The organism is Massilia paldalensis, from assembly GCF_044901715.1.
GTDB classification, from domain to species: domain Bacteria; phylum Pseudomonadota; class Gammaproteobacteria; order Burkholderiales; family Burkholderiaceae_D; genus Telluria; species Telluria paldalensis.
Map to the genome: position 1 here is coordinate 1106184 of NZ_JBJCIU010000001.1, position 25414 is coordinate 1131597.

Below are 25414 nucleotides of genomic sequence, written 5' to 3' on the forward strand. Positions count from 1 at the left end.
GATTTCAGATCCGATCGCCATCCATCTTCGTATAAGTAGACAAGCCGGCTGGAACTAGCCATTATGAATAAGAACAACATTTTTCGTGCTTTTTTGTTACGGCTTATTTAGCATGGTAGTTGTTATTAAAACGACCCAGACATCGATAGCGGCAGCGACATCCCTAGTGCGAGGAAGACATGAATAGCGTCGAGCTTGACGAGCTGATGCACGCGGACAGCGCCGCCGCGTGGGGCAAGGTCTTGTTCGCGCTCGGCCGCGCCCACGGCTTCGAGAAGGTCTTGTTCGGGCTGTCCGGCTCGCGCCATGCGCGGCTCGAAAACGCTTTCATCCAATCCAACTATCCGGCTACATGGCGCGAGCGCTACGACGCGGAACGCCTTGCCCATGTCGATCCGGTGGTGAGCCACTGCATGCAGAGCACCTTGCCCGTCATCTGGCAGCCGGAACTGTTCCGCAGCCCGACCCAGCGTGCCCTGTACGACGACGCTTGCAGCCACGGAGTGCGCGCGGGCGTGACCTTCCCGATCCACGGCCCGAACGGGGAGTTCGGCCTGCTGTCCTTTGCCAGCGATGCGGCGCCGGATGCGGCTTATGTACGGAGAGTGACGGGGATGCTGGCCGACCTGGCCCTGGTGCGCGATTACGCGTTCGCGTCCGCGGTGCGGTTCTGCCCGCCGGTGGCGCAGGAGGCAGCGCCGAAGCTGACCCCGCGCGAGCTGGAGGTGCTCAACTGGGTCATGGTGGGCAAGTCGTCGTGGGAGATTTCAAAGATCACCGGCTGTTCCGAGGCAACGGTGAACTTCCACATGGGTAATATCCGGCAGAAGTTCAACGTCAACACTCGGCAACAGGCGGTCGTGCGGGCCATTTCCCTGGGCCTGATTACCCCAGAAGATCACCATCGTTGAGCTTGCCGTTGACGTAAAGCTTCAACAACAGCGCGACGGGTGCGGGAATCGCAAGGCCCGTCTCGAAGCGGCTGCCGCTCGACTGGGTCACGCCGAAACGGCCCCAGAATTTCTCCTGGCTTTCGCGCTTGCTGATCCGGTATTTCTTCAAATCGCCGACGGACAGGGCCAGCGACGCCGGTTTGAGCACAGTGCCTGCAGCCGGTTCACGCAGGCTTGCTTCGGTAACGAAATCATTAGCCATCGCCGATCCTCCAGGGAAAGATGTGTGGGAGACAAGTATTCCATGCATCATTCATCTAGCGACCTAGCAACCCTGCTAGTTCCGACCGGAACTCCCTAGGAGCGGTCCCCTAAAACAGGGGTTTTAGGACTTGATCCCTATCAAAAGAAAGGATCGCCGGTTCGGCGTTTGCTTGCCGAACCGGCTTGTCGACGACGTATCAGCTCGTCATCACTTCAGTTGTTGCAGCAGGAACGTGAACGTCAATGCATACATCGTTGCAGTTTGTTCATTGTTTGCTGCGCCAGCGTGTCCACCTTCCGTGTTTTCCCAGTACAGCACGTCATGGCCCTGGGCGCCCATCAGCGCCGCCATCTTGCGCGCGTGGCCGGGGTGGACGCGGTCGTCGCGCGTGGATGTCGTGAACAGCACGCGCGGATACTGCTTGTCCTCGGAAACGTTGTGGTAGGGCGAGTATTTCGCGATCGCCGCCCACTGGGCCGGATCGTCCGGGTCGCCATACTCTCCCATCCAAGACGCGCCGGCCAGCAACTGGTGGTAGCGGCGCATGTCCAGCAGGGGCACCTGGCACACGACGGCATTGAACAGGTCCGGGCGCTGGGTCAGCGCGGCGCCGACCAGCAGGCCGCCGTTGCTGCCACCCATGATGCCCAGGTGGCGCGGGCTCGTCAGGCGGCGCCGGATCAGGTCCTGGGCCACGGCCAGGAAATCGTCGAAGGCCTTCTGGCGGTGTTCCTTCAGCGCGGCCTGGTGCCAGCGCGGGCCGAATTCGCCGCCGCCCCGGATGTTCGCCAGCACATAGGCGCCGCCCTGGGCTAGCCAGGCTTCGCCCGTGATGCCGCTGTAGAATGGCTTGAGCGACACTTCGAAACCGCCATAGCCGTACAGCAGCGTCGGATTGCCGCCATTCCACTCGACGTCCTTGCGCATCACGACGAAGTAGGGGACGTAGGTGCCGTCCGCCGACTTGGCGGCGAACTGGTTCACCGTGTACGGCGACGCGTCGAAGAACGCCGGCATCGACTTCAGCAGTTCGCGCCGGTCGTTGCCCACGTGGGCCAGGTAGGTACTGGTAGGCGTCAGGAAGTCGGTGACCGTGAGGAAGTAGTCGTCCGACTCGATCTCGTCGACGCTGTCGACTTCCAGCGCGCCCATCTTGGGCGCATCGACGTCGCGGCGGATCCAGCGGCCGTGCTCGTTGCGCAGCTCGACGACGCGGTTCTTGACGTTGTCGAGGATGGTCAGCAGCACGGCGGTCTTCGTGGCCGTCACCCCGTCCAGCGAGGTCGTGGGCGTGGGCAGGAACAGCGCCTCGAACGCCGTCTCGCCCGCCATGTAGCGCGCGAAATCCATCGCCAGCAGGGCGCCCTGCGGCCACTTGCGGTCGCCCGCGTCCCAGTCCGAGCGCAGTTCGATGACGATCTCGCCGCGCACCGTGAAGGCGTTGGCGTCCAGCGGCTTCGGGATCGGCACCAGCCGGCCAGCTTCGCGCACGAACAGTTCGCTGCTGTAGAAATCGATCTGGCGGTTGACGAACTGGCGCTCGAAGCCGGGCGCGAAGTCCTTCCAGGCGGACGCCGACAAATCGTCCGGCTGCGCCTCGTAGACGGTGACGGCCGCTTCCAGCGGCGTGCCGCGCTTCCATTCCTTGACGATGCGCGGGTAGCCCGAGCTGGTCATCGATTCCGGACCGAAGTCGGTGGCCACGAACAGGGTGTCGGCGTCGATCCAGCCGACGTTGGATTTCGCCTCCGGCAGGACGAAGCCGTCGGCGACGAAGGACTTGGCGGCCAGGTCGAATTCGCGCACCACGTGGGCATCGCCGCCGCCGCGCGACAGCGACACGAGGCAGCGGTCGCCGCGCGGCTTGAGCTTGACGCTGCCGGCCCAGACCCAGTTCTCGTTCTCCGACCGCGCCAGCGCGTCCAGGTCGAGCACCGTCTCCCACGCCGGTTCCGGTTTGCGGTACTCGTCCAGCGTCGTGCGGCGCCACAGGCCCCGTTCGTGCTCGGCGTCGCGCCAGAAGTTGTAGTAGAAGCCGGCGTGGTAGCCGACCCAGGGAATGCGTTCCTTGGCATCCAGGATGGTCTTCAGGCGCGCGCGCAGCGGCGCGTAGTCGGGGCGCGCCGTCAGCTCCGCCTCGCTCGCGCCATTGCGCTCGCGCACCCAGCCGAGCGCCGCGTCGCCGGCGATGTCTTCCAGCCAGCCGTGCGGGTCCTGGCTCGGGTCCGCCAGGGCGGCGTGGTCCTCGTGTTCTCGATCTTGCATGTCGTTTCCTCATTGCCGTGCTTGGCGATGCTGCCATGGTAGCAAATGTAAAGAAATGACCACGCGTCACGCCCCCGCGGACGTGGCGGCGGAATGGCTTCCAGCTCTACCAATGGCGGGCCATGCGGTGTATGCTGCCGGCATCCCTTGGACGTACATCCTTCAGCAGACCCCATGCCATCCCCGATCACCCCCGGTCTCCTCATCCTGCACGGCAACCAGATGGAATTGCTGCGCGCCGCCGTCTTCGACTGGCTGCGCAACCATCCGCTCGGCCCGCTGGAGGAAGAGCTGATCCTCGTGCAGTCGAACGGGGTGGCGGAATGGCTCAAGATCGCGCTGGCCGACGAACTGGGCGTGTGCGCGGCCACCCGCGTGGCGCTGCCGGCGAGGTTCCTGTGGCAGGCCTACCGCGGCATGCTGGGGCCGGAGCGCGTGCCGCGCCGCTCGCCGTTCGACAAGGATGCGCTGACCTGGCGCCTGATGCGCCTGCTGCCCGAGCTGCTGCAGAAGGAAAAATTCGAACCGCTGCGCCACTTCCTGTCCGACGGCGACCCGGAGCGCCGCCTGCAGCTGGCCGAGCGCCTTGCCGACCTGTACGACCAGTACCAGGTGTACCGCGCGGACTGGCTGACCGATTGGGCCGAGGGCCGCGACCAGCTGCAGCGCCCGGGCGGTGACCCCATCGCGCTGACACCCGACCAGTGCTGGCAGGCGCAGCTCTGGCGCGAGATCCACGAGAGCCTGCCGCCCGAGCGGCGCTGGTCCGGCCGCGCCACCATCCACCAGCAGTTCATGGCCGCCGTGGAAGACGACCGCCCGCCCGTGCTGCGCCTGCCGCGCCGCGTGGTGCTGTTCGGTATGTCGACGCTGCCCTACCAGACCATCCAGGCGATGGCGGGCCTGTCGCGCCACACCCAGGTGCTGCTGGCCGTGCCGAACCCTTGCCGCTTCTACTGGGGCGACATCATCGAGGGGCGCGACCTGCTGAAGGCGGCCTATAAACGCCAGGCGCCGCGCGACGGCCGCGACCTCTCGTCCGTCCCGATCGAGGAACTGCACGCGCACAGCCATCCGCTGCTGGCGAGCTGGGGCCGCCAGGGGCGCGACTTCGTGCGCATGCTGGACGAATTCGACAGCGACCATGGGGCGCGCTTCGGCAACCTGCGCGTCGACCTGTTCGGCGACGAGGAGGGCGAGACGCTGCTGGCGCAGGCCCAGGCCGCGATCCGCGATTTGCTGCCGCTGGCCGAGCATCCGCACGTGCCACCCGATCCCGCCGACCGCTCGATCGAATTCCACATCGCCCACAGCGCCCAGCGAGAGGTGGAGGTATTGCACGACCAGCTGCTGTCCTGGTTCGCCGACGAGACGGGACAGTTCGGCGACGAGCCGCTGCGTCCCCGCGACGTGGTCGTGATGGTGCCGGACATCGACACCTTCTCGGCCGCGATCCACGCCGTGTTCGACCAGCACAAGCGCAGCGACCCCCGTTACATCCCGTTCGAGATCGGCGACACCAAGGACCGCAGCGTCAATCCGCTGCTGGTCGCGCTCGAATGGCTGCTGCGCCTGCCGCAGCAGCGCTGCCGCCAGAGCGAGGTCCGCGACCTGCTCGACGTGCCGGCGCTGGCCGCCCGCTTCGGCCTTGCCGACGACGACCTGCCCGTTCTGGGCCACTGGATCGAAGGCGCCAGCGTGCGCTGGGGACTGGATCAGCGCCACCGCGCCGGCCTGGGCCTGGGATCGGCGGGCGAGCAGAATTCCTGGCTGTTCGGCATCCGGCGCATGTTGCTGGGCTATGCGACGGGCGCCGGCCCGAGCTTCCGCGACATCGAGCCGTATGCGGAAGTGGGTGGCCTCGACGCGGCGCTGGCCGGCTCGCTCGCCGAGCTGGTCGAGTCGCTGCTGGCCTGGCGCGAGCTGCTGGACGCGGACCTGCGTCCGCTGGAATGGGGAGAACGGGCGCGGGCGCTGATGGCCAGGTTCTTCCGGGCGTCCGACGAAGCGGACCGCATCACGCTGAACCAGCTGGAGGAAGCGCTGCAGTGCTGGCTCGAGATCTGCGAGAACGCACTGTTCGACGAGCCCGTGCCGCTGGCCGTGATGCGCGAGGCGTGGATGAACGAACTGGACCAGCCGGCGCTGACGCACCAGTTCGTGTCCGGCGGCGTCACCTTCTGCACGCTGATGCCTATGCGCGCCGTGCCGTTCCGCGTCGTGTGCCTGCTGGGCATGAACGACGGCGACTTCCCGCGCCGCGCCCAGCAGGCCGACTTCGACCTGCTGGCGCTGCCGGGCCTGCAGCGTCCCGGCGACCGCTCGCGCCGCGACGACGACCGCTACCTGATGCTGGAAGCGCTGCTGGCCGCGCGCGACAAGCTGTACGTGAGCTGGGTGGGCCGCAACGTGCGCGACAACACGGAGCAGCCCGCGTCGGTGCTGGTGGCGCAGTTGCGCGACTACCTGAAGTCCGGCTGGGACCTCGATCCGGACGCGCTGACGACCGTGCACGCGCTGCAGCCGTTTTCGCGCCGCTACTTCGAGCGCGGCGGCCTGCGCACCTATGCGGGCGAATGGCGCTCGGCGCACCGCCGCGATGGCGACGACGAGGCCCTCGCGGCCGTCGCCACCGAGCTGCCGCCGTACGAACTGGATGCGGGGAGTGGGCTCAAGCTGGGCGAACTGGCGTCCTTCCTGAAGCAGCCGGCGCGCTACTTCTTCCGGCGCCGCCTGGCCGTGAACTTCAACGACCTCGAAGTGGTGGGCGAGGACGAGGAGCCGTTCGCGCTCAATGCGCTGGACCGCTACTTCCTGGAAGACACGCTGCTCGACGACAGCGGCGCGCCGGAGCCGGAGCATGAGGTGCGCCAGGTGCTGGAAGCGCGCGCCGAACGGGTCGCGCGCGAAGGCGTGCTGCCCATCGGTCTCGTGGGCCGCCAGTGGCAGCAGCAACTGGTCGAAGAACTCGTGCCCGTGCGCCGCGCCTGGCTGGCGCTGGGCGCCCGCTTTCCGCAGGCGGCGCCGAAGCTCGCAGTGGACCTGCAGCTTGGCGACATCCGCCTGGACGACTGGATCGACCGCCTGCGCACGGACGGCACATCGACCGTGTGGCTCGTGCAGATCTCGTCGAAGGTGCTGGACCGCAAGGGTGCGCCGCGCGGCGACAAGCTGATCGCGCCCTGGCTGCGCCAGCTGGCCGCGTCCGCCATGGGCGCGGGCGTCACGGGCCACCTGGTGGCGCGCGACGGCATGGTCGAGATGGCGCCCATCGCCCAGGATGCCGCGCTGGCCCGGCTGGAGGAACTGGCGCGGCTGTGGCGCGCGAACCTCGACCGTCCGCTGGCCGTGGCCTGCAAGACGGCGCTGGCCGAACTGTCCGGCGGCGACGCGCGCGAAACCTACGACGGCGGCTTCGAGATCGACGGCGAGGTCGCCGACCCGTGCCTGGCGCGCCTGTGGCCGGAATTCGAGCTGCTGCGCGCCGCGGGCGACTGGCCGGCCGTCGCCCGCGCGCTGTACGGACCGCTGCACGACTGGCTGCAGGAAGGGGTGAGCGTCACCCGCTTCGACGGCGGCGCGGACGGCGGCGCGGACGGAGGTGCGGCATGAGCCAGCTGCTGGACGCGCTGACGTTCCCCCTGCACGGCTCGCGCCTGATCGAGGCCAGCGCCGGCACCGGCAAGACCTGGACGATCGCCGCGCTCTACCTGCGCCTGGTGCTGGGCCACGGCGGCGAGGCCGGCTACGTGCGTCCTTTGCTGCCGCCCGAGATCCTCGTGATGACCTTCACGCGCGCCGCCACGCGCGAGCTGTCGAACCGCGTGCGCGAGCGCCTTGTGCAGGCCGCCGCCTTCTTCCGCGGCGAGGAATTCGTCGACGACCCTTACCTCGAAGCGCTGGCCGACAGCTACACGGACGAGGCCGAGCGCCTGGTCGCCGCGCACCGCCTGGTGCTGGCCGCCGAGACGATGGACGAGGCGGCCATCTTCACCATCGACGCCTGGTGCCAGCGCATGCTGCGCGAGCACGCGTTCGACAGCGGCAGCCTGTTCGACGAGGAACTGGTCAGCGACGAGCGCGGCCTGTTCGAGGACGCGGCCCACGACTACTGGCGCCAGCACGTGTACCCGCTGGGCGGGCGCGCGTTGCAGGCGCTGCTGGGCGCATGGCCCGACGTCGACGCGATGAAGGACGGCGTGCGCGAGCTGGTGCAGCGCGCCGAGCTGCTGGGGCCCGACTGCCTGGACGAGGAGGGCGGCCCGGGCGGCATGGAGCCGCTGGGCAAGCTGGTGGCGCGCGCGGAGGCCCGGCGCCAGGCCGAACTGGCGCGCGTCAAGGAAGGCTGGGCCGACCGGGCCGACGCGATGGAAGCCTGGATCGCCACCCAGCGCGGCGCCAATCCGAAAGCGTTCAACGGCACGAAGATGCGCCCCGACACGCTGGCCAAATGGTTCGAGGCGCTGCGGCGCTGGGCCGCCGACCCGGCGCTGGCGGAACCGGACCTGACCGACACGGCCTGGCGCCGCCTGACGCCGGACGGCATCATCGACGCCTACGGCAAGGACTTCGACGCCGCCGTGCCCGCATGCTTCGAGCACACGGCCGCCCTGCGCGCCGCGCTCGACGCCATCGAACCGCTGAAGCACCAGCTGCTGCGCCACGCCGCCTGCAATATCGCGCGGCGCATGGTTGAACTGAAGCGCCGCAACCGCCAGTTCGGCTTTGCCGACATGCTCGCGCGGCTGAAGACGGCGCTGGAAGGACCGAACGGCGAGGCGCTGCGGCGCCGCATCGTCGAGCAGTTCCCCGTGGCGATGGTCGACGAATTCCAGGATACCTCGCCCGAGCAGTACCGCATCTTCGACCTGCTGTACCGCGTGGCCGACAACGATGCGGGCCGCGGCCTGTTCCTGATCGGCGACCCGAAGCAGTCGATCTACGGCTTCCGCGGCGCCGACATCCACAGCTACCTGTCGGCGCGGCGCGCGACGACGGGGCGTCACTACCAGCTGGGCACCAACTACCGATCGACGAAGCAGCTGGTGGCGGCCGTGAACCGCCTGTTCGACTACGCCGAGGGCGGCTATGCGGCGGGCGCTTTCCGTTTCCGCAAGGACGGCGAGAATCCGTTGCCGTTCGAACCCGTCGACGCGGCCGGACGGCGCCAGCAGCTGGTGGGCGTCGAGGGCGCCTACCAGGCTCTGGCGATCTGCAGTACGGCGCGCGACGACCTCAAGGCCGAGGACTACCGCGAATTCTTCGCCCACCACTGCGCCGAGCACATCGTCGAACTGCTGAACGACGAGCGCGTGGGTTTTGCCGACGACGAAGGGGGCTTCCGCCGCCTGATGCCGGCCGATATCGCGATCCTCGTGCGCGACCGCCGCGAGGCGGGGGCGATCCGGCGCGCGCTGGTGCGCCGGCGCGTGGCCAGCGTCTACCTGTCCGACCAGGACTCCGTGGTCGAGAGCGAGGAAGCGCGCGACGTGCTGCGCTGGCTGCAGGCCGTCGCCAATCCGCTCGACGGCGGCCTGGCCCGCGCCGCGTTCGCCACCGCCACCTGCGCGCTGCCGCTGGGCGAGCTGGCGCGCCTGTCGAGCGACGAACTGGCCTGGGAAGCGCGCGTGGAGCAATTGAAGGCGCTGCACCAGGCTTGGCAGCGCCAGGGCGTGCTGGCCATGCTGCGCCGCTTCATCCACGAGCTGGGCCTGCCGTCGACGCTGCTGCAGCAGACGGGCGGCGAGCGCAAGCTCACGAACCTGCTGCACCTGGCCGAGCTGCTGCAGGAAGCCAGCCGCGAACTGGACGGCGAGCAGGCGCTGATCCGCTGGTTCGCCGAACAGATCGAGGGCATGGGGGCGAGCGGCGACGAGCGCGTGCTGCGCCTGGAAAGCGACGCGGAGCTGGTCAAGGTAGTCACCGTGCACAAGTCGAAGGGTCTGGAGTACCCGCTCGTGTACCTGCCGTTCGCCGTCACGGCGCGCAAGACCGACAAGCGCAACCGCGCCTTCTTCGAGTACGTGGACGATGGCGAGCGCCGCATCGACCTCGCGCTGTCCGACGAGGCCCTGGCCGCCGTCGACCGGGCGCGCCTGGAGGAAGACCTGCGCCTGCTGTACGTGGCGCTGACACGGGCGCGCCACTTCCTGTGGCTGGGCGTGGCCGCCGTGGCGGGCCGCAAGAAGGGCGAGAACCGCCTGCACGATTCCGCGCTGGGCTACCTGCTCACGGGCGGCGAGCCGGTGGCGGCCGCCGACATGGGCGCCCACTGGGAGCGCCTGCGCGGCGACGCCGCCGGCATCGAATTGCGCATGCTGGACGAACCGGAAGGCATTACCGTCCTGCGGCGCACCGACGTGCGCCCCGAACTGGTGGACGCCGCCCATTTCGACGGCCGCTTCGAGCGCAACTGGGCGGTCGGGTCGTTCACCTCGCTCACTCGCCATACGGTGGCGCCCCCCACGCGGCCCCAGGACGAGAACCTGATGGAAGAGGCGGAGCCCGGCACGGTGGAGCCGGTGCGCGCCGAGGACGCCCCGTGGCACCGTTTTCCGCGCGGCTCCACGCCCGGCAACTTCCTGCACGAGCAGCTCGAATGGATGGCGCAGGAAGGTTTTTCCATGGTCGACGACGAGGGCTTCCAGGAACGCCTGGCGCAACGTATCCAGCGCGCCGGCTGGGGCAACCGCCTGGACGACGCGCTGGCCTGGCTGAAGACGATCGCGACCACGCGCCTGCCGCCGTTCCACGCCGCGCTGGCCGACATCGCCGCGCCGCTGCCCGAGATGGAATTCTGGTTCCCCAGCCGCCAGCTCGACGTGGGTGCGCTGGACCGCCTGTGCCGCCGCCGGCTGCTGGGCAACGTGGCGCGTCCCACGCTGCCGGAGCGCCAGCTGCACGGCATGCTCAAGGGTTTCACGGACCTCGTGTTCGAGCACGAGGGACGCTACTGGGTGCTCGACTACAAGTCGAACGCGCTGGGACCGGGCGACGCGGCCTACACGCGCACGGCGATGGCCGCCGGCATGGCCGAGCACCGCTACGACATCCAGGGCGCCATCTACCTGCTGGCGCTGCACCGCCTGCTGCGCGCGCGCCTGGGCGACGACTACGCGCCCGAGGAGCAGCTGGGCGGTGCCGTGTTCCTGTTCCTGCGGGGGATCGCCAACCCCGCCACGCACGGCTGCTACCTGATCGAGCCCGACCTGGAACTGCTCGACGGACTGGATCGCCTGCTGGGCGATGGACGACACCATGAAGATTGAAGAAGCACATCCGGCGTTCTGGCAGGAGGTCGAACGCCTGACCGAGGCGGGAGAGTTGCGCCGCCTGTCCGGCGCGTTTTCGCGCTTCGTCGCCAGCCTCGCTGCCGTCCCGGCATCCGCGCCATTGCCGCTGCTGCTGGCCGCCCTCGTGCTGTCGGAACTGGAAGGGCGCGGCCACAGCTGCCTGCTGCTGGACGACCTGGCCAGCGAACCCGCCGCGCTGCTGGGCTGGGCCGACGAGGACTGGAAGGCGCTGGCCAGGGCCGCCAAGCCGCTGCCGAAGGGCGCCAAGGGCTGGATCGGGCAACTGTCGAACGTGGAGCAGGTGTGGCGCGTCGGCGACCTGGACTACGGCCAGCCGCTCGTGCTGGACGGTTCGCGCCTGTACCTGCGCCGCTACTGGCGCGACGAGACGCTGGTGGCGGCCAGCGTGCGCGGACGGGCCCTGGCCCATCACTCCGTCGATCCGGCACCCGTGCGCACGTGGCTCGAAGTGCTGTTCACGTCGCCCCGCGCGTCGGACCAGCAGCCCAGGCCGGACTGGCAGAAGCTGGCCTGCGCCATTGCGCTGCGCGGCTCGATCGCCATCATCACGGGCGGTCCGGGCACGGGTAAAACCTATACGGTGGCGCGCCTGCTGGCGCTGCTGTTCGCGACGGCGCCCGATGCCGCCCGCCAGCGCATCGCCCTCGCGGCGCCGACGGGCAAGGCGGCCGCACGCCTGAAGCAGTCGATCGACAAGGCGCTGACGGAGCTGGCCGACCGCGTCGGCGAAGCCTTGCCGCTGCGCGAGCTGACGGCGCGCATGGGGGCGGCGCGCACGCTGCACAGCCTCCTCGGCGCGCGCCCGGATACGCGCGCGTTCGCCCACCACCGCGGCAATCCGCTCGACGTCGACGTCCTGATCGTCGACGAGGCGTCGATGGTGCACCTGGAGATGATGGCCTCGCTGCTCGACGCGCTGCCGCCGGAAGCGACGCTGATCCTGCTGGGCGACAAGGACCAGCTGGCGTCGGTGGAGGCGGGTGCCGTGCTGGGCGACCTGTGCCACGATGCCCAGGCCGGCAACTACGACGGCGCCACGCTGGACTACGTGCGCGCGGCCAGCGGCGAGGCCATCCCGGACGAGTACGCCGGCGCCGGCGGACCGCTGGCCCAGCAGACCGTGATGCTGCGCCACAGCCGCCGCTTCGGCGGGCCGATCGGCCGGCTGGCGCTGGCCGTCAACGGCGGCGACGTCGACGGGGCGACGGCTGTCCTGCGCGACGGCGAACACGCGGAAGAGCTGCGCTGGATCGAGCATGCGCACCAGCACCACCTGCTGCAGCTGGCCGGCGACGGCTACCGGCCTTACCTGGAGCTGCTCAAGGCCGGGCCCCAGGGCGCGCACGAGGACTGGGTGCGGGGCGTGCTGCAGCAGTTCGAACAGTTCCGCATCCTGTGCGCACTGCGCGAGGGCGAGTGGGGCGTCGAGGGGCTGAACACGGCCATCGAGGGGCGCCTGGACCACGCCGGCCTGATCGCGCGCGCGGGCGAATGGTATGTGGGCCGCCCCGTCATGGTGACGCGCAACGACTATGGCACGCGCGTCTTCAACGGCGACATCGGCCTGACGCTGGCCGACCCGGACCGCCCCGGTTCGCTGCGCGTCTACTTCCTGGAAGGGGACGAGGTGCGCAGCGTGCTGGCCACGCGCCTGCGCCACGTCGAGACGGCGTTCGCGATGACGGTCCACAAATCGCAGGGTTCGGAATTCGCGCACACGGTGCTGGCGCTGCCGAAGGAGGGCGGAGCCGTGCTGGCGCGCGAACTGGTGTACACGGGTATCACCCGCGCCAGCCGCCGCTTCACGCTGACGACCCCGACGCCCGGCGTGCTGGGCGACGCCATCCAGCGCCGCACGCACCGGGCCAGCGGCTTGCGGGGCATGATCGAGCGCTGAACGCTGCGTTCGGCTCTTGCGTTCCCTGCGTCCGCGCAAGCGGCGGCTGCGCATTGGTAAAGCTGTTTGCGATGGCTTGCGTTCCCGCTTTGCTTTCTTAGTGGCAACAATGATAAAGTTGCGATTTGGAAAGTAATCGGGAGCCGCCATGCTGATCCTCGCCGGATTCGTCATCGTCTTGCTGGCCGTCTTCGGCGGCTTCGCGCTGCAGGACGGCCATTTGGCCGCGCTGTTCCAGCCCTACGAACTGATGATGATCTTCGGCGGCGCGCTGGGTGCCTTCGTCATCGCCAACGACCGCAAGGCGCTCGTGCTGACCTGGCACAGCCTGCCGCTGCTGTTCCGCGGCTCGCGCTACACGCGGGCGCTGTACATGAACCTGATGGCGCTGCTGTTCGACGTCTTGACCAAGGTGCGCAGGGAAGGCCTGATGGCCATCGAGGAAGACATCGACAACCCCTATCGGAGCCCGCTGTTCGGCAGCTACCGCCTGGTGCTGCAGGACGAGCACCTGCTCGACTTCATCACCGACTACCTGCGGCTGATCGTGTCCGGGACGATGAACGCCTACCAGCTCGAGAACCTGATGGACAGCGAGATCGCGACCTGCGAGGAAGACGCCGACATTCCCGTCCAGGCGATCCACAAGCTGGCCGACGGCATGCCGGCCTTCGGCATCGTCGCCGCCGTGATGGGCGTCGTGCACACGATGAGCGCGATCGGGCGCCCGCCCGCGGAACTGGGCAGCCTGATCGCCGCCGCGCTGGTGGGCACCTTCCTCGGCATCCTGCTGTCGTACGGCCTCGTCGCGCCACTGGCCAGCCTGCTGCACCGCCGCCACCAGGAAGTGACGAAGGCGATGCAGTGCGTGAAGGTGACCTTGCTGGCGAGCCTGAACGGCTACGCCCCGACCATCGCCGTCGAGTTCGGACGCAAGGTCATCTCGGCAACCGAGCGGCCGACCTTCGAGGAGCTGGAGGGGCATGTGCGGCAGTTGAAGGCACGCTAGAACTCCTCCAACCTGTCGCCCCGGCGCAGGCCGGGGCCCGATGTCATTCGCAGGCCGAGCCATGAACCTGGGCCCCGGCCTGCGCCGGGGCGACGCGGGTTAATGGCCCAGCTCGATGCCCGACAGCTTCCAGCCCCACAGCCCGTGGCGCGTGAACACGAGGCCGCCTTCCGAGCCCTTCCACGTCAGCGCGAACCGGTTCCAGCCGCGGTAGGCCGCAGCGTATTCCGGCTTGCCGTGCTCGTCGCGCCGCGGCTGCGCGTCGTCCGTGCTGCGGCGCCTGGCCAGGTTGACCTTGCCGTTCTCCATCATCGCGATCACGCCCGCCGGCGACACGAGCGCGTCGACCATCGGGTTCAGGAAGGCGAGGGCCATCGACCTGCCCAGGCCGACCAGCGGGTTCGTGCTCTCCTGCGCCGCCAGGTCGCGGCTGACGGATGCCATCAGCTGGCTCTTGACGCTGTCGCGCAGCGCGGGAAAATCGACGTGGGCCGCGACGGCGTCGGCATCGTGGCGCTCGACGGCGGCGCGCAGCTGGCGCAGTTGCCAGTACGGACTGGCATAGACGGAGGCGGCCAGCAGGGCCAGGACGACGGCGCCGATGGCGAAGATGGCAACTGAGCGATGGCGTTTCATGGGGTCAGCGGAAGTGGCGAAGGCGCCATGATAAACAAAAAGCCGGAACGGTTGCCCGTGCCGGCTTTCGATGACGACGCTGATGCGCCGATCAGCGGTGCTTGCGGTGGCGTACCACGGCCTTCTTGCGGGCGCTGCGGGCCGAGGCCTTGACGCGCACGGTGCCGGCGGTCGCCTTGATGCGCGGCGCCTTGGTGGCGGCCGTCGCGGTCGGGATCGTGTCGCCCAGCACGTGGCGGCGGATGTTCAGCGCGTCCAGCATGCGCACCGACGAGGCGCCGGCGTTGAGCAGCACCAGCGTCGCGTTCTTGCCGGCGGCTTTCACGCGCATGATCAGGCAGCGACCCGCTTCCTGCGTGTAGCCGGTCTTCGACAGGCCGATGTCCCAGCCCTTGGCGCCGACCAGGCGGTTGGTGTTGTGGTACTCGACCTCGCGGCCCTTGATGTTGACCATGTGGTCGGACGAGGTCGTGATGCGGGTGATCTCGGCGTAGTTCGAGGCGGCGGTCGCCATCTTGACGAGGTCGGCGGCGGTCGAACGGTTATGGGGGCTCAGGCCCGTCGGTTCCTCGATCACGGTCTGGTGCATGCCCAGCGCGGCGATCTTGCGCTTGACGGCGGCCGTGAAGGCCGGCATGCCGCCCGGGTAGGTGCGGCCCAGGGCGGCGGCGGCACGGTTGTCCGAGGACATCAGCGCCAGCTGCAGCACGTCGCGGCGCGGGATGGTCGAACCGACGGGCACGCGCGAGCTGCTGTGCTTGAGCATGTCGACGTCGCTCTTGTCGATTTCGATCATCTCGTTCATGTCCTGGTGGGCGTCGAGCACCACCATGGCAGTCATGAGCTTGGTCAGGGAAGCGATGGGCACGACATTGTCGGCGTTCTTTTCGAACAGCACCTTGCCGGTATCGTCTTCCACCACCAGCACCGATTGCGATCCGAACGGTACGGCGAGGGCGGCCGCACTGGAAAGCGTCATCAGCACGGCAGCGAGGAATTTTTTGATCATGGGTATCGTGTAGGTACGGGTTAATGGTCGGGCGCCGAATGGCGGCGGAGCATCAAAACGTCAAGCCAGCTATTAGCGTCGCGCTAAATAGCGAAATTTTCATTGGTCTCGCACCAATGAATGACATATATCAATGTCTCTCAAAGGAAATCAAGACCACTGGCAAGATTCTACAAGAAAAAAAGGCCTCGCGTTGTCGCAAGGCCTTATTTTCGAACGGAAATTTAATTGTTGAGCAATTTATGTTCGTTAAAAAAACCACTCAGCAATAGTTATCTGCGCTTACGGCTGTATATTTGTACAGCATAAAACGTTTTATCGGTTTTAAGGCTGTATATCTATCCAGCTCATTCGTTGCCAATCATTTATCAGCATTATTTCGACTGATAGATCTTGTCGAATTCGCCGCCATCGTCGAAGTGACGTTTTTGCGCCGCGCGCCAGCCGCCGAACACGTCGTCGACGGTAAACAGCTGGATCGGCTTGTAGTTGGCCGCGAACTGCTTCATCACTTTCTCATTGCGTACGCGCATATAGTGCTTCGCGCCGATCGCCTGGCCCGTTTCCGAATACAGGAAGTTCAGGTAGGCCGTGGCCTGCTTGCGGGTGCCGTTGCGGTCCACGACCTTGTCGACCACGGCTACCGGCGATTCGGCGAGCACGGAAATGGTCGGGTAGACGACTTCGAAACCGTCGCCGAACTCGGCGCGCACGAGGTTCACTTCGTTCTCGAAGGTGACGAGGGCATCGCCGATCTGGCGCTGGGTGAAGGTGGTAGTGGCCGCGCGGCCGCCGCCGTCCAGCACGGGCACGTTCTTGAAGATGCGGGCGACGAGGTCGCGCGCCTGCGCCTCGCTGCCGCCCTTCTTGACCACGGCGCCCCAGGCGGCCAGGTAGGTATAACGGCCGTTGCCGGCGGTTTTCGGATTCGGGATCACCACTTTCACGCCCGGCTTGGCGAGATCGGCCCAGTCGCGGATCTGCTTCGGATTGCCCTTGCGAACCAGGAATACCATGGTCGAATAATAGGGCGCCGCATTGTTCGGGAATTTCTTGGCCCAATCCTTGGCGACGAGGCCGCGGTCGGCCAGCATGTCGATGTCGTTGGCCTGGTTCATCGTCACGACCGAGGCCTGCAAACCGTCGGCGACGGCGCGCGCCTGCTTGCTGGAGCCGCCGTGCGACTGCTTGATGACGATGTCCTCGCCGGTCGTCTTCTTCCATTCCGCGATGAAGGCGGGATTGACATCCTTGTACAGTTCGCGCGCCACGTCGTAGGACACGTTCAGCAGCTCGGTCTCGGCGGCGCGCGCCTGCACGGCAGGCAGCATGGCGCTGCCCAGGGCCAGCGCCAGCAGCAGCCGGCGCAGCGGGGAGGTGGTCGGGGTCATGGTTTTCTTCCTGTGGGAGGTGCGATGGGAACTCGAGGCATGATCCGTTAATGAATAGCAAAACAAAAGTACATTTTCATCATATGCTTACAACCAAATCCGGAATGCATACCTGGACAGCAGAGATCCCGGGATTGCGTTATAGTCCGGCCTTCGCACGGCTCTCTTACTGCATCGACGTTTTTCCAGCGCTAGATCATGGGTATCGACATTCGCCAGGCACGACCTTCCGACGCAACCGACGCGTGCGACCTGCTGCGCCGCTCGATCGAGCAGGGTTGCGAGCAGGACCACGGCGGCCGGCCCGAGATCCTGGAGGCCTGGCTCGGCAACAAGACTCCGCAGAACGTCCTGGGCTGGTTTTCCTCGCCCTCCAACTACGCCGTCGTGGCCGAGATGGGCGATGGCGAAGGGCGCGCGCTGGTCGGCCTCGCGCTGGTGAACCAGGCCGGCAAGCTGGCGCTGTGCTACGTGCGCCCGGACCAGATCAAGAACGGCGTCGGCCGCCTGCTGCTGGATGCCATCGAGGCCCAGGCGCGCGTCTGGAACATCAGCAAGCTGCATATGCACGCGCCCGGTTCCTCCAGCGCCTTCTTCGAACGCCTCGGCTAGGCTTTGTTGCATAAATCCGCAAGTCATTGATTTTATTGAACAAAAATTTCGCTGCTAAATTTATAATTCACTGAAAAATCAAAGGCTTATCGTTTATTTATGCAACAAAGCCCCTCGGCTATATCAATGCGGGCAAGGACAAGGCCTGCTTCGGCATGGAATGCGATTTCCTCTGGAAGCAGGTCGATGCCTGCGCGCCGCCCGCCAGTAAACGTTACTGCAAGTGCACCGGCTGACCGCATCGCGCCACTGTTGCGCGAGTGCTCTCTGATGCATTTGTAATGTGTGCTCGTCTTTTTTCCTGTTATTGCTTGCGTTATAGTAAGCAGCTTGCAACGATGAGTACCATATGGCTTCCCGTAGAGATTTCATTCAGAAGGGCTTGCGCCTGACCGCCGCCGGCCTGGTCGCCGTGCCGCTGCTCGATGCGCGTGCCCGCGCCGCAGCCCAATCCAGCACCGAGCTGGAACCGCCCCCCGATCTGTTCGACGCCCAGGTGGTCGATCTCGACTTCTGGGTCAAGCCGCGCACGCTGTCCGTCATCCGTCCGGCCAGCGGCGAACGCACCAAGGTACTGTACTGGAAGGACGGCCAGATCATCGATTCGGCCTACCAGGAGCTGTGCCACATCCTGCGCGACGTGAACGGCAAGGCGTCGATCCCGATCGACCCGAAGCTGTTCGAGACGCTGTGGGCCTCGCAGGCCTTCGTAGCCCGCTACGGCCTCGAGCATCCGCTCGAGATCCTGTCCGGCTACCGCACGCCGGCCTCGAATGCGCGCCTGCGCGAGCAGGGCGTGCCGGCCGCGCGCCAGTCGCTGCACATGTCGGGCAAGGCAGCCGACGTGCGCATCGCCGGCCTGACCGAGGAAGTGCTGGGCGGCCTGGTGAAGAGCTTCCGCCAGGGCGGCGTCGGTTTCTACTACCGCTCCGGTCCGAAGGGCGGCTGGATCCATGCCGATACGGGCTTGAACCGTACCTGGAAAGGCTGAGCCCACCGTGCCGGGCGCGTGCGCCCGCGCATGGCGGCGCGCGCTTCTCCGCGTTTTTGCTATCTTTACGTGGCCGGCCGGCGCAGTGCGAGCCCGGCGGCAGGTTCCCTCACTCGTAACCTTTCCACGGAGGACATGATGGCAACCATGAACGCACCCACGATGGAACGCCGGCACCTGCCGGAACGGCGCGCCGCCGTGCGCGAAGGCAGCGCGGCCATGTCGGCGATCGACTACATCGCCATGGCGCTGCTGATCGTCGGCGGCTTGAACTGGGCCATGGTCGGCCTGTTCGACGTCGACGTCGTCGCCACGCTGTTCGGCGCCGGCAGTCCCGCCACGCGCCTGATCTACGTCCTGGTCGGCATCTCGGCCCTGTACTCGATCTGGACGGCGATGAAGATGGGCCGCAGGCATTGACGCGGCTGCGCATCGGCCTCGTCTCCGATACCCACGGGCTGCTGCGCCAGGAAGCGCTCGACTTCCTGGCCGGCAGCGACCACATCGTCCACGGCGGCGACATCGGCGGCGAGGAGATCCTGGTGCGCCTGGCGCAGATCGCGCCGCTGACGGTGGTTCGCGGCAACAACGACACGGCCGCCTGGGCCGATGCCTTGCCCGAGACGGCCACGCTGGACCTCGGCGGCATACGCCTGCTGGCGATCCACGACCTGAAGGCGCTGGCATTCGACCCGCTCGACCCGCGGGCGGAGGGCGTGCGCGTGGTGGTGTCCGGCCACTCGCACCGGCCCTCGTGCACGGAGCGCGACGGCGTGCTCTACGTGAACCCGGGCAGCGCCGGCAAGCGCCGCTTCAGCCTGCCCATCGCGGTGGGCGAGCTGCTGATCGACGCCGGCCGCGTCGAGGCGCGGCTCGTGACGCTGGTGCCGCCGGCCTGAGCCATGGCCGAGGGCGCCGAAATGCCGTAGCATACGCGCCGTCTCATTCACTTCCCGCATCCCCTTTGATATGACGCAAGACGCCAACTCCGATTCGAACTCCTCCACGCGCGACGGCGAACGCCCGCGCTTCCGTCCCGTGCCCTGGACCCCGCTGGAAACCCCGCAGGACGTGGAGCTCTGGATCGAGGAGCACAACCGCACGATGCAGGAACTGGTGCGGCCCCAGGAGACGGGCGTCGGCGTGCGCTTCCGCCTGGCCGTGGGCGGCGACATCTACATGCAGACGCTGGACGACGCCGTGATCCTCGACGTCGAACCGGACGCGAGCTGGGTCGCCCCCCTGATCATGGCCGCCACCGGCGCTGAGCAGCCCAGCGGCCAATTCTGGATCCTGGCGGACGACAAGCTCGTGCAACTGCTGCTGGGCCTGTCCACCCTCGTCGAAACCTCGTTGATCGTCACGGGCCACCATTTCGGCAAGCATGGCCGCCAGCGCTGGTGATGCGCTCCTGATATTATTCGGTGACAACTTCTGCCTCGCGCCGTGCTGTGCTCCCGTGCGAGGCCGTCTTCGATCTGCGCTGTCTACGACTGGAGTGTTGAATTACATGCAAATGGTATCCCTCACGCGTGGCGGCAAGCGCCGTTCCCTGCTGGCCGGCGCGGGCCTGCTGGCACTGGGCCTGAACCTGGGGCTGGCATCGTCCGTCCATGCCGCCGACCTGCTCGATACGGCCAAGGCCCGCGGCACGCTGCGCATCGCCCTCGAGGGCACCTATCCCCCGTTCAACTTCAAGGATGCGAAGACGGGCCAGCTGGCCGGCTACGACGTCGATGTCGCCAAGCTCATCTGCGCCAGGCTGGGCGTCAAGCCGGAATTCGTCACCACCGAATGGGCGGCGATCCTGGCCGGCCTGGGCGCCGGCAAGTACGACGTGATCGTCAGCCAGGTCGGCATCAATCCGCGCCGCCAGCAGGCCTTCGACTTTTCCCAGCCCTATACGTATTCGTCGCCGCAGCTCATCGTGCGCAAGAACGAGCGCAACAACTACGCCAGCCTGAACGACCTGAAAGGGAAGAAGGTCGGCGTGGGGCAGGGCAGCGTCTACGAGCAGCAGGCCAAGGCCGTGGCCGGCATCGACGTCAAGAGCTACCCGGCGGCGCCGGAAAACCTGCAGGACCTCGCGTTCGGCCGCATCGACGCCGCGCTGAACGACAGCCTGATGGTGTCCTACCTGCTGAAGAATTCGCAGTTGCCGATCCGCGCCGGCGCGCGCGTCGGTGCCGTCGAGCGCATGGGCGTGGCGCTCAAGAAGGGCAATCCGAAGCTGCTGGCCGCCATCGACAAGGCCATCGAGGATGCCCGCGCCGACGGCAGCCTGAAGCAGGTGTCGGTCAAGTGGTTCGGCAGCGACGCCAGCCGCGCGCCCTGAGGAGTTCCCGGCCGCGATGGATGTCCATGAATTGACGGCGCTGCTGGCCGAGGCGGCGCCGACCATGCTCAAGGGGGCCGGCTACACGCTGGTCTTCGCCGTGGCCGCCATGGTCGGCGGCCTCGTGCTCGGTTTTCCCGCCGCCGTGCTGCGCGTGGTGCCCTGGGCACCGTTGCGCTGGCCGGCGGCGCTCTACGTCAGCCTGTTCCGCGGCACGCCGCTGCTCGTGCAGCTGTTCGTCATCTATTACGGATTGCCCAGCGTGGGTATCGAATTCACGCCCGTCACGGCGGGCATCCTGGCCTTGTCCCTGAATTCCGGCGCCTACCTGTCGGAAAGCCTGCGCGGCGCCATCCTCGGCGTCGCCCAGGGACAATGGCGCGTCGCGTTCAGCCTGGGCCTGACCTGGCCGCAGGCCTTGCGCCACGTCGTGCTGCCGCAGGCATTGCGCATTGCCGTACCCGCGATGAGCAATACCCTGATCAGCCTGATCAAGGACACCTCGCTGGTTTCCGTGATCACGATGACCGAACTGATGCTAGTCACCAAAGAGTTGATCTCGGTCACATTCCAGCCTTTGCCCTTGTACATCGCAGCCGCCATCATCTACTGGTTGCTGAGCCTGTTCTTCGAGGCCCTGCAGCGCCGCGCCGAACGCCGCTTCAACCGGGCCCACCAGCCTCATTGACGCGCCCGGCAACCGCCTCGTGCCGGCCGGCGAGGCGGTTGCCGGACGCCCGAGCGTCGGCGCATCGTGTTTCCGAACGCAGCACCGACGACGAGCGAGGCGGAATGGACAAGGACGTGCAGGCCGGCCGGCGGGCCACGGACCGCGTGGACGATGTGCAGGACCCCTACGACGAACTGCACCTGCTGGCGCCTGGTGGCCACGTGGTGGTGGCCGCCGACGGCCGCATCCTGCGCGCCAACGTGGCGGCAGCGCGCATGCTGGGCATCCCGCGGGCGGGCGGCGGGCGGGAGTTGCGCGACTTCGTGGCACGCGGCAGCGAGGCGCGCTTCGACGCCTTCTTCGATGCCGCGCTGGGCAGCCGCGTGCCGCTTGCCTGCACGCTGGAACTGGCGTGGGCGGAGCGTGCGGAGCCGCTGGCGGTGGCGCTGGCCGCCCATGCCGACGGCAGCGGCCGGGCCTGCCGCATTGCCATCGATCCGGGCGACCCCGCCGAGCGCCTGGCGCTGCTGGCCCGGAGCGAAGAACGGTTCCGCCGCATCGTCCACTGCGCCGACGTCGGCATCTGGGAGACTGATGCGCGCGGGCGCATCGCCTTCGTGAATCCGCGCATGGCGGCGCTGCTGGGCTGCACCATCGAGGACATGCTCGACCGGCCGCTGGCCGATTTCATGGACGACGAGGGGCGGGCCCGCTTCGATGCCATCGACGTGCGCCGGCTGCCTGCGCACGCGGGCGCGGGCGTGGATGCGCGCGCCGAACTCACGTTCATCCGCAGCGACGGCGCCGTGCTGTGGGCCAGCGTGGCGACAACGCCGATCCACGACGCCCTCGGGAACGTGACGGGCACGCTGGCCCTCGTCACCGACATCACGCGCCAGCGCGCCTCGGCCGAGCGCATCTGGCACCAGGCCAACTACGACGAGCTGACGGGCCTGCCGAACCGCCACATGTTCCGCGACCGCCTGCGCCAGGAAATGCACCGCTCCGACCGTAACGCCACCTTCCTGGCGTTGCTGTTCATCGACCTGGACCGCTTCAAGGAGGTCAACGACCGCCTCGGCCACGCGATGGGCGACGCGCTGCTGGCCGACGCTGCGCGCCGCATCAAGGGCTGCGTGCGCGCGTCGGACACGCTGGCGCGCCTGGGCGGCGATGAATTCACGCTGATCCTGGCGGGGCTGGACCGGGTCGGCAACGTCGATCGCATCGCCCAGGCCATCGTCGATGCGCTGGCGCGGCCGTTCGAGCTGCCGGGCGGCCAGGCCGAGGTGTCGGCGTCGGTCGGCATCGCGCTGTATCCGGCCGATGCGCGCGACCTGGGTGCGCTGCTGGCCAGCGCCGACCAGGCCATGTACGCATCCAAGAACGGGGGGCGCAACCGCTACTGCTATTTCACGCCGGACCTGCAGCAGGCCGCGCTGCGCCGCCAGGCCATCGGCGCCGACCTGCGCCACGCGCTCGACGACGGCCAGTTCGAGATCCTGTACCAGCCGATCGTCTCGCTCAAGAGCGGCGCCGTGCGCAAGGCCGAGGCGCTGCTGCGCTGGCGCCATCCGCGCCAGGGCCTGCTGCAGCCGGCCGAGTTCATCCCCTTCGCGGAAAGCTCGGGGCTGATCGTCGAGATCGGCGACTGGGTGTTCCGCGAGGCGGCGCGCCAGGTGCAGGCCTGGCAGCGCAGCATTGCGCCCGACTTCCAGGTCAGCGTGAACAAGTCGCCCGTGCAGTTCCGGCGCGACGCGGCGCTCTACCAGGGCTGGTTCGACTACCTGCAGCAGCTCGGGCTGCCGCCGCGCAGCATCGTCGCCGAGATCGGCGAGAACGTGCTGATGGACGGGACCGAGCGGGTGGTGGAACGCCTGCGCCAGTACCGCGCGCTGGGCCTGCAGGTGGCGCTGGACCACTTCGGCAGCGGCCACGGCTCGCTGGCGCACCTGCAGCGCCACGCGATCGACTTCGTGAAGGTGGACGCGGCGTCCGCCAGCGCGGCCGACGGCGAGGCGGCGCTGGTCGAGGCGATCGTCGCCATGGCGCACAAGCTGGGCCTGGAAGTGGTGGCGGAAAGCGTGGAGACGGAGGAGCAGCGCCGGCTGCTGGTGCAGGCGGGGTGCGATTACGCGCAGGGGTATGTGTTCGGGGCGCCGATGACGGCGGGGGAGCTGGAGGAGATGGCGGTGGTGCCCTTCGATACGTCGGTGGCGGAACACCGGGGTCAGAGCCCTTTTAACACCAACACCGGGCTCTGACCCCTCCGCCAACTACATGTTCGGGTAGTTCGGCCCGCCGCCGCCTTCCGGCGTCACCCACACGATGTTCTGCGTGGGATCCTTGATGTCGCAGGTCTTGCAGTGCACGCAGTTCTGCGCATTGATCTGCAGGCGGTCCTTGCCTTCGTCGGTCTTCACGAACTCGTACACGCCGGCCGGGCAGTAGCGCTGCTCGGGACCCGCGAACCTGGCCAGGTTCACCTCCACAGGGATGCTCGGGTTCCTCAGCGTCAGGTGCACGGGCTGGTCTTCCGCGTGGTTGGTGTTCGAGATGAACACGGAGGACAGGCGGTCGAACGTCAGCTTGCCGTCCGGCTTCGGGTAGACGATGGGCTTGAACTCGGAGGCCGGGCGCAGGCATTCGTGGTCCGCGTGCTGGTGGTGCAGTGTCCAGGGCGCCTTGCCCTTGAAGACGATCTGGTCGATGCCCGTCATGATGGAACCCAGGTACAGGCCCTTGCTCATCCACGGCTTGAAGTTGCGCGCCACGTGCAGCTCTTCCTTCAGCCACGACGCCTCGAAAGCGGCCGGGTAGGCGGAGAGTTCGTCGAACTGGCGGCCCTCGCCAAGGGCGGCGAAGGCGGCGTCGGCGGCCAGCATGCCCGTCTTGATGGCGGCGTGGCTGCCCTTGATGCGGCTGACGTTCAGGAAGCCGGCGTCGCAGCCGAGCAGGGCGCCGCCCGGGAACACGGTCTTCGGCAGCGATTGCAGGCCGCCCGCCGTGATCGCGCGCGCGCCGTAGGAGATGCGCTTGCCGCCCTCGAAGAAGCCGCGGATGCTGGGGTGGGTTTTATAACGCTGGAATTCCTCGTACGGCGACAGGTAGGGGTTCTGGTACGAGAGGCCGACGACGAAGCCGACGGCGACCTGGTTGTTTTCCAGGTGGTACAGGAAGGAGCCGCCGTAGGTCGAAGAGTCAAGCGGCCAGCCGGCCGTGTGCACGACGAGGCCCGGCTGGTGCTTGGCGGGGTCGATCTCCCACAGCTCCTTGATGCCGATGCCGTACACCTGCGGGTCGCGGCCCTTGTCCAGGCCGAAGCTGGCGATCAGCTGCTTGCCCAGGTGGCCGCGCGAGCCTTCGGCGAACAGCGTGTACTTGGCATGCAGCTCCATGCCCAGCTGGAAGGCGTCGGTCGGCTCGCCATGGCGGTTGATGCCCATGTTGCCGGTGGCGACGCCCTTCACGGAACCGTCCTCGTTGTACAGGATCTCGGCGGCCGGGAAGCCCGGGAAGATCTCGACGCCCAGCGCTTCCGCCTGCTGGCCCAGCCAGCGCACGACGTTGGCCAGCGAGATCACGTAGTTGCCATGGTTGGTCAGCGCCTTCGGTACCATGAACGAGGGCGTGGCGTAGGACTTGGTCTCCGTGAGGAACAGCACGCGGTCTTCCGTGACCGGGGTGTTGAGGGGCGCGCCCAGTTCCTTCCAGTTCGGGAACAGTTCGTTCAGCGCGATCGGGTCCATGACGGCGCCGGACAGGATGTGCGCGCCCAGCTCGCCGCCTTTTTCGAGCACGCAGACCGATACCTCGCGGCCTTGCTCCGTGGCCAGTTGCTTCAGGCGGATGGCCGCTGCCAGGCCGGCGGGACCGCCGCCGACGACCACCACGTCGTACTCCATCGCCTCGCGGGGGCCATACTGTTCGAGGATGCTGTTGGTCTGTGTCATTGTTCTAATTGGTATCAAAAAAATTTAAGCACGAGTGTGCACTTTTTTGCGTTGCTTGGCAACGGCGTGCGCCATTGTAGGGCAAGTATTAGATGCGGCAATCTAAACCGCGTGAATTTGGTGAAGTATGTAATCATTATGTCTTCGCAACAGAATATAGTTCGGGCTCGTCCGC

At 67.5% G+C, this 25414-nt stretch carries 19 protein-coding genes; 13 read left to right on the plus strand and 6 right to left on the minus strand.

All coding sequences use genetic code 11. The features are described 5' to 3' along the window. Positions 1–179: 179 nt before the first annotated feature. A complete protein-coding gene (locus ACI1V7_RS04945; RefSeq protein ID WP_404530633.1) occupies positions 180–911 on the plus strand; it encodes a helix-turn-helix transcriptional regulator in 732 nt (243 codons plus the stop codon). Here the strand turns inward: ACI1V7_RS04945 and ACI1V7_RS04950 are convergent. Further along, entirely contained in the window at positions 886–1155 is a 270-nt protein-coding gene (locus ACI1V7_RS04950) for a helix-turn-helix domain-containing protein (RefSeq protein ID WP_290411144.1), read from the minus strand. The two genes, ACI1V7_RS04945 and ACI1V7_RS04950, sit on opposite strands and share 26 nt — an antisense overlap. A 210-nt stretch (positions 1156–1365) precedes the next feature. After that, positions 1366–3423 (minus strand): prolyl oligopeptidase family serine peptidase, encoded by a 2058-nt coding sequence (locus ACI1V7_RS04955; protein WP_404530634.1) that lies wholly within the window; start codon positions 3421–3423, stop codon positions 1366–1368. 174 nt (positions 3424–3597) lie between these two features. Here ACI1V7_RS04955 and recC point away from each other — a divergent pair, with 174 nt between their 5' ends. From recC to motA, 4 genes are all read left to right on the plus strand, one after another. After that, complete coding sequence (gene recC, locus ACI1V7_RS04960; RefSeq protein WP_404530635.1) at positions 3598–7035, plus strand: exodeoxyribonuclease V subunit gamma; 3438 nt, start codon at positions 3598–3600, stop codon at positions 7033–7035. Next, complete coding sequence (recB, locus tag ACI1V7_RS04965; RefSeq protein ID WP_404530636.1) at positions 7032–10691, plus strand: exodeoxyribonuclease V subunit beta; 3660 nt, start codon at positions 7032–7034, stop codon at positions 10689–10691. Before recC ends, recB begins: the two co-directional genes overlap by 4 nt. After that, positions 10681–12633: an exodeoxyribonuclease V subunit alpha gene (gene recD, locus ACI1V7_RS04970; protein WP_404530637.1), complete on the plus strand. Its 1953-nt coding sequence runs from the start codon at positions 10681–10683 to the stop codon at positions 12631–12633. Before recB ends, recD begins: the two co-directional genes overlap by 11 nt. A 148-nt stretch (positions 12634–12781) precedes the next feature. Then, on the plus strand, positions 12782–13642 hold the full coding sequence (gene motA / locus ACI1V7_RS04975; RefSeq protein WP_404530638.1) for a flagellar motor stator protein MotA: 861 nt from the start codon (positions 12782–12784) through the stop codon (positions 13640–13642). Positions 13643–13741: 99 nt separating this feature from the next. Here the strand turns inward: motA and ACI1V7_RS04980 are convergent, their stop codons facing one another. From ACI1V7_RS04980 to ACI1V7_RS04990, 3 genes are all read right to left on the minus strand, one after another. Beyond that, positions 13742–14278, minus strand: a complete 537-nt coding sequence (locus ACI1V7_RS04980) for a DUF2939 domain-containing protein (protein WP_404530639.1) — start codon at positions 14276–14278, stop codon at positions 13742–13744. A 91-nt stretch (positions 14279–14369) separates the two neighbouring features. After that, positions 14370–15287 (minus strand): serine hydrolase, encoded by a 918-nt coding sequence (locus ACI1V7_RS04985; protein ID WP_404530640.1) that lies wholly within the window; start codon positions 15285–15287, stop codon positions 14370–14372. A 374-nt stretch (positions 15288–15661) separates the two neighbouring features. Then, positions 15662–16678 (minus strand): sulfate ABC transporter substrate-binding protein, encoded by a 1017-nt coding sequence (locus tag ACI1V7_RS04990; protein ID WP_404530641.1) that lies wholly within the window; start codon positions 16676–16678, stop codon positions 15662–15664. Between the two features lie 198 nt (positions 16679–16876). On the opposite strand from ACI1V7_RS04990, the gene ACI1V7_RS04995 reads away from it, so the two are divergent. The 8 genes from ACI1V7_RS04995 (at position 16877) to ACI1V7_RS05030 (ending at position 23550) form a co-directional block, all read left to right on the plus strand. Then, positions 16877–17290, plus strand: a complete 414-nt coding sequence (locus tag ACI1V7_RS04995; protein ID WP_404530642.1) for a GNAT family N-acetyltransferase — start codon at positions 16877–16879, stop codon at positions 17288–17290. 349 nt (positions 17291–17639) lie between these two features. Continuing rightward, entirely contained in the window at positions 17640–18281 is a 642-nt protein-coding gene (locus ACI1V7_RS05000; RefSeq protein WP_404530643.1) for a YcbK family protein, read from the plus strand. A 147-nt stretch (positions 18282–18428) separates the two neighbouring features. Beyond that, positions 18429–18701 carry a DUF378 domain-containing protein gene (locus ACI1V7_RS05005; RefSeq protein WP_404530644.1) on the plus strand — a complete coding sequence of 91 codons (273 nt, stop codon included), beginning with the start codon at positions 18429–18431 and terminating at the stop codon, positions 18699–18701. 5 nt (positions 18702–18706) lie between these two features. Further along, the gene (locus ACI1V7_RS05010) at positions 18707–19180 is read left to right on the plus strand and encodes a metallophosphoesterase family protein (RefSeq protein ID WP_404531544.1); all 474 of its coding nucleotides are present in this window, start codon (positions 18707–18709) and stop codon (positions 19178–19180) included. Between the two features lie 70 nt (positions 19181–19250). Next, on the plus strand, positions 19251–19685 hold the full coding sequence (locus tag ACI1V7_RS05015) for a hypothetical protein (RefSeq protein ID WP_404530645.1): 435 nt from the start codon (positions 19251–19253) through the stop codon (positions 19683–19685). Between the two features lie 106 nt (positions 19686–19791). After that, positions 19792–20616, plus strand: coding sequence for a cystine ABC transporter substrate-binding protein (locus ACI1V7_RS05020; protein ID WP_404530646.1), 825 nt, complete (start codon positions 19792–19794; stop codon positions 20614–20616). A gap of 16 nt (positions 20617–20632) precedes the next feature. Then, positions 20633–21304: an amino acid ABC transporter permease gene (locus ACI1V7_RS05025; RefSeq protein WP_404530647.1), complete on the plus strand. Its 672-nt coding sequence runs from the start codon at positions 20633–20635 to the stop codon at positions 21302–21304. Between the two features lie 104 nt (positions 21305–21408). Continuing rightward, positions 21409–23550 carry a putative bifunctional diguanylate cyclase/phosphodiesterase gene (locus ACI1V7_RS05030; protein WP_404530648.1) on the plus strand — a complete coding sequence of 714 codons (2142 nt, stop codon included), beginning with the start codon at positions 21409–21411 and terminating at the stop codon, positions 23548–23550. A 12-nt stretch (positions 23551–23562) separates the two neighbouring features. Here ACI1V7_RS05030 and ACI1V7_RS05035 read toward each other — a convergent pair whose 3' ends face one another. After that, positions 23563–25239, minus strand: a complete 1677-nt coding sequence (locus tag ACI1V7_RS05035; protein WP_404530649.1) for an electron transfer flavoprotein-ubiquinone oxidoreductase — start codon at positions 25237–25239, stop codon at positions 23563–23565. Between the last annotated feature and the right edge of the window lie 175 nt (positions 25240–25414).

Excerpts from the sequence above, each read along its gene's own strand:
- ACI1V7_RS04945 (WP_404530633.1), top strand. The coding sequence starts at position 180 with ATGAATAGCGTCGAGCTTGACGAGCTGATGCACGCGGACAGCGCCGCC.
- ACI1V7_RS04950 (WP_290411144.1), bottom strand. The coding sequence starts at position 1,155 with ATGGCTAATGATTTCGTTACCGAAGCAAGCCTGCGTGAACCGGCTGCA.
- ACI1V7_RS04955 (WP_404530634.1), bottom strand. The coding sequence starts at position 3,423 with ATGCAAGATCGAGAACACGAGGACCACGCCGCCCTGGCGGACCCGAGC.
- recC (WP_404530635.1), top strand. The coding sequence starts at position 3,598 with ATGCCATCCCCGATCACCCCCGGTCTCCTCATCCTGCACGGCAACCAG.
- recB (WP_404530636.1), top strand. The coding sequence starts at position 7,032 with ATGAGCCAGCTGCTGGACGCGCTGACGTTCCCCCTGCACGGCTCGCGC.
- recD (WP_404530637.1), top strand. The coding sequence starts at position 10,681 with ATGAAGATTGAAGAAGCACATCCGGCGTTCTGGCAGGAGGTCGAACGC.
- motA (WP_404530638.1), top strand. The coding sequence starts at position 12,782 with ATGCTGATCCTCGCCGGATTCGTCATCGTCTTGCTGGCCGTCTTCGGC.
- ACI1V7_RS04980 (WP_404530639.1), bottom strand. The coding sequence starts at position 14,278 with ATGAAACGCCATCGCTCAGTTGCCATCTTCGCCATCGGCGCCGTCGTC.
- ACI1V7_RS04985 (WP_404530640.1), bottom strand. The coding sequence starts at position 15,287 with ATGATCAAAAAATTCCTCGCTGCCGTGCTGATGACGCTTTCCAGTGCG.
- ACI1V7_RS04990 (WP_404530641.1), bottom strand. The coding sequence starts at position 16,678 with ATGACCCCGACCACCTCCCCGCTGCGCCGGCTGCTGCTGGCGCTGGCC.
- ACI1V7_RS04995 (WP_404530642.1), top strand. The coding sequence starts at position 16,877 with ATGGGTATCGACATTCGCCAGGCACGACCTTCCGACGCAACCGACGCG.
- ACI1V7_RS05000 (WP_404530643.1), top strand. The coding sequence starts at position 17,640 with ATGGCTTCCCGTAGAGATTTCATTCAGAAGGGCTTGCGCCTGACCGCC.
- ACI1V7_RS05005 (WP_404530644.1), top strand. The coding sequence starts at position 18,429 with ATGAACGCACCCACGATGGAACGCCGGCACCTGCCGGAACGGCGCGCC.
- ACI1V7_RS05015 (WP_404530645.1), top strand. The coding sequence starts at position 19,251 with ATGACGCAAGACGCCAACTCCGATTCGAACTCCTCCACGCGCGACGGC.
- ACI1V7_RS05020 (WP_404530646.1), top strand. The coding sequence starts at position 19,792 with ATGCAAATGGTATCCCTCACGCGTGGCGGCAAGCGCCGTTCCCTGCTG.
- ACI1V7_RS05025 (WP_404530647.1), top strand. The coding sequence starts at position 20,633 with ATGGATGTCCATGAATTGACGGCGCTGCTGGCCGAGGCGGCGCCGACC.
- ACI1V7_RS05030 (WP_404530648.1), top strand. The coding sequence starts at position 21,409 with ATGGACAAGGACGTGCAGGCCGGCCGGCGGGCCACGGACCGCGTGGAC.
- ACI1V7_RS05035 (WP_404530649.1), bottom strand. The coding sequence starts at position 25,239 with ATGACACAGACCAACAGCATCCTCGAACAGTATGGCCCCCGCGAGGCG.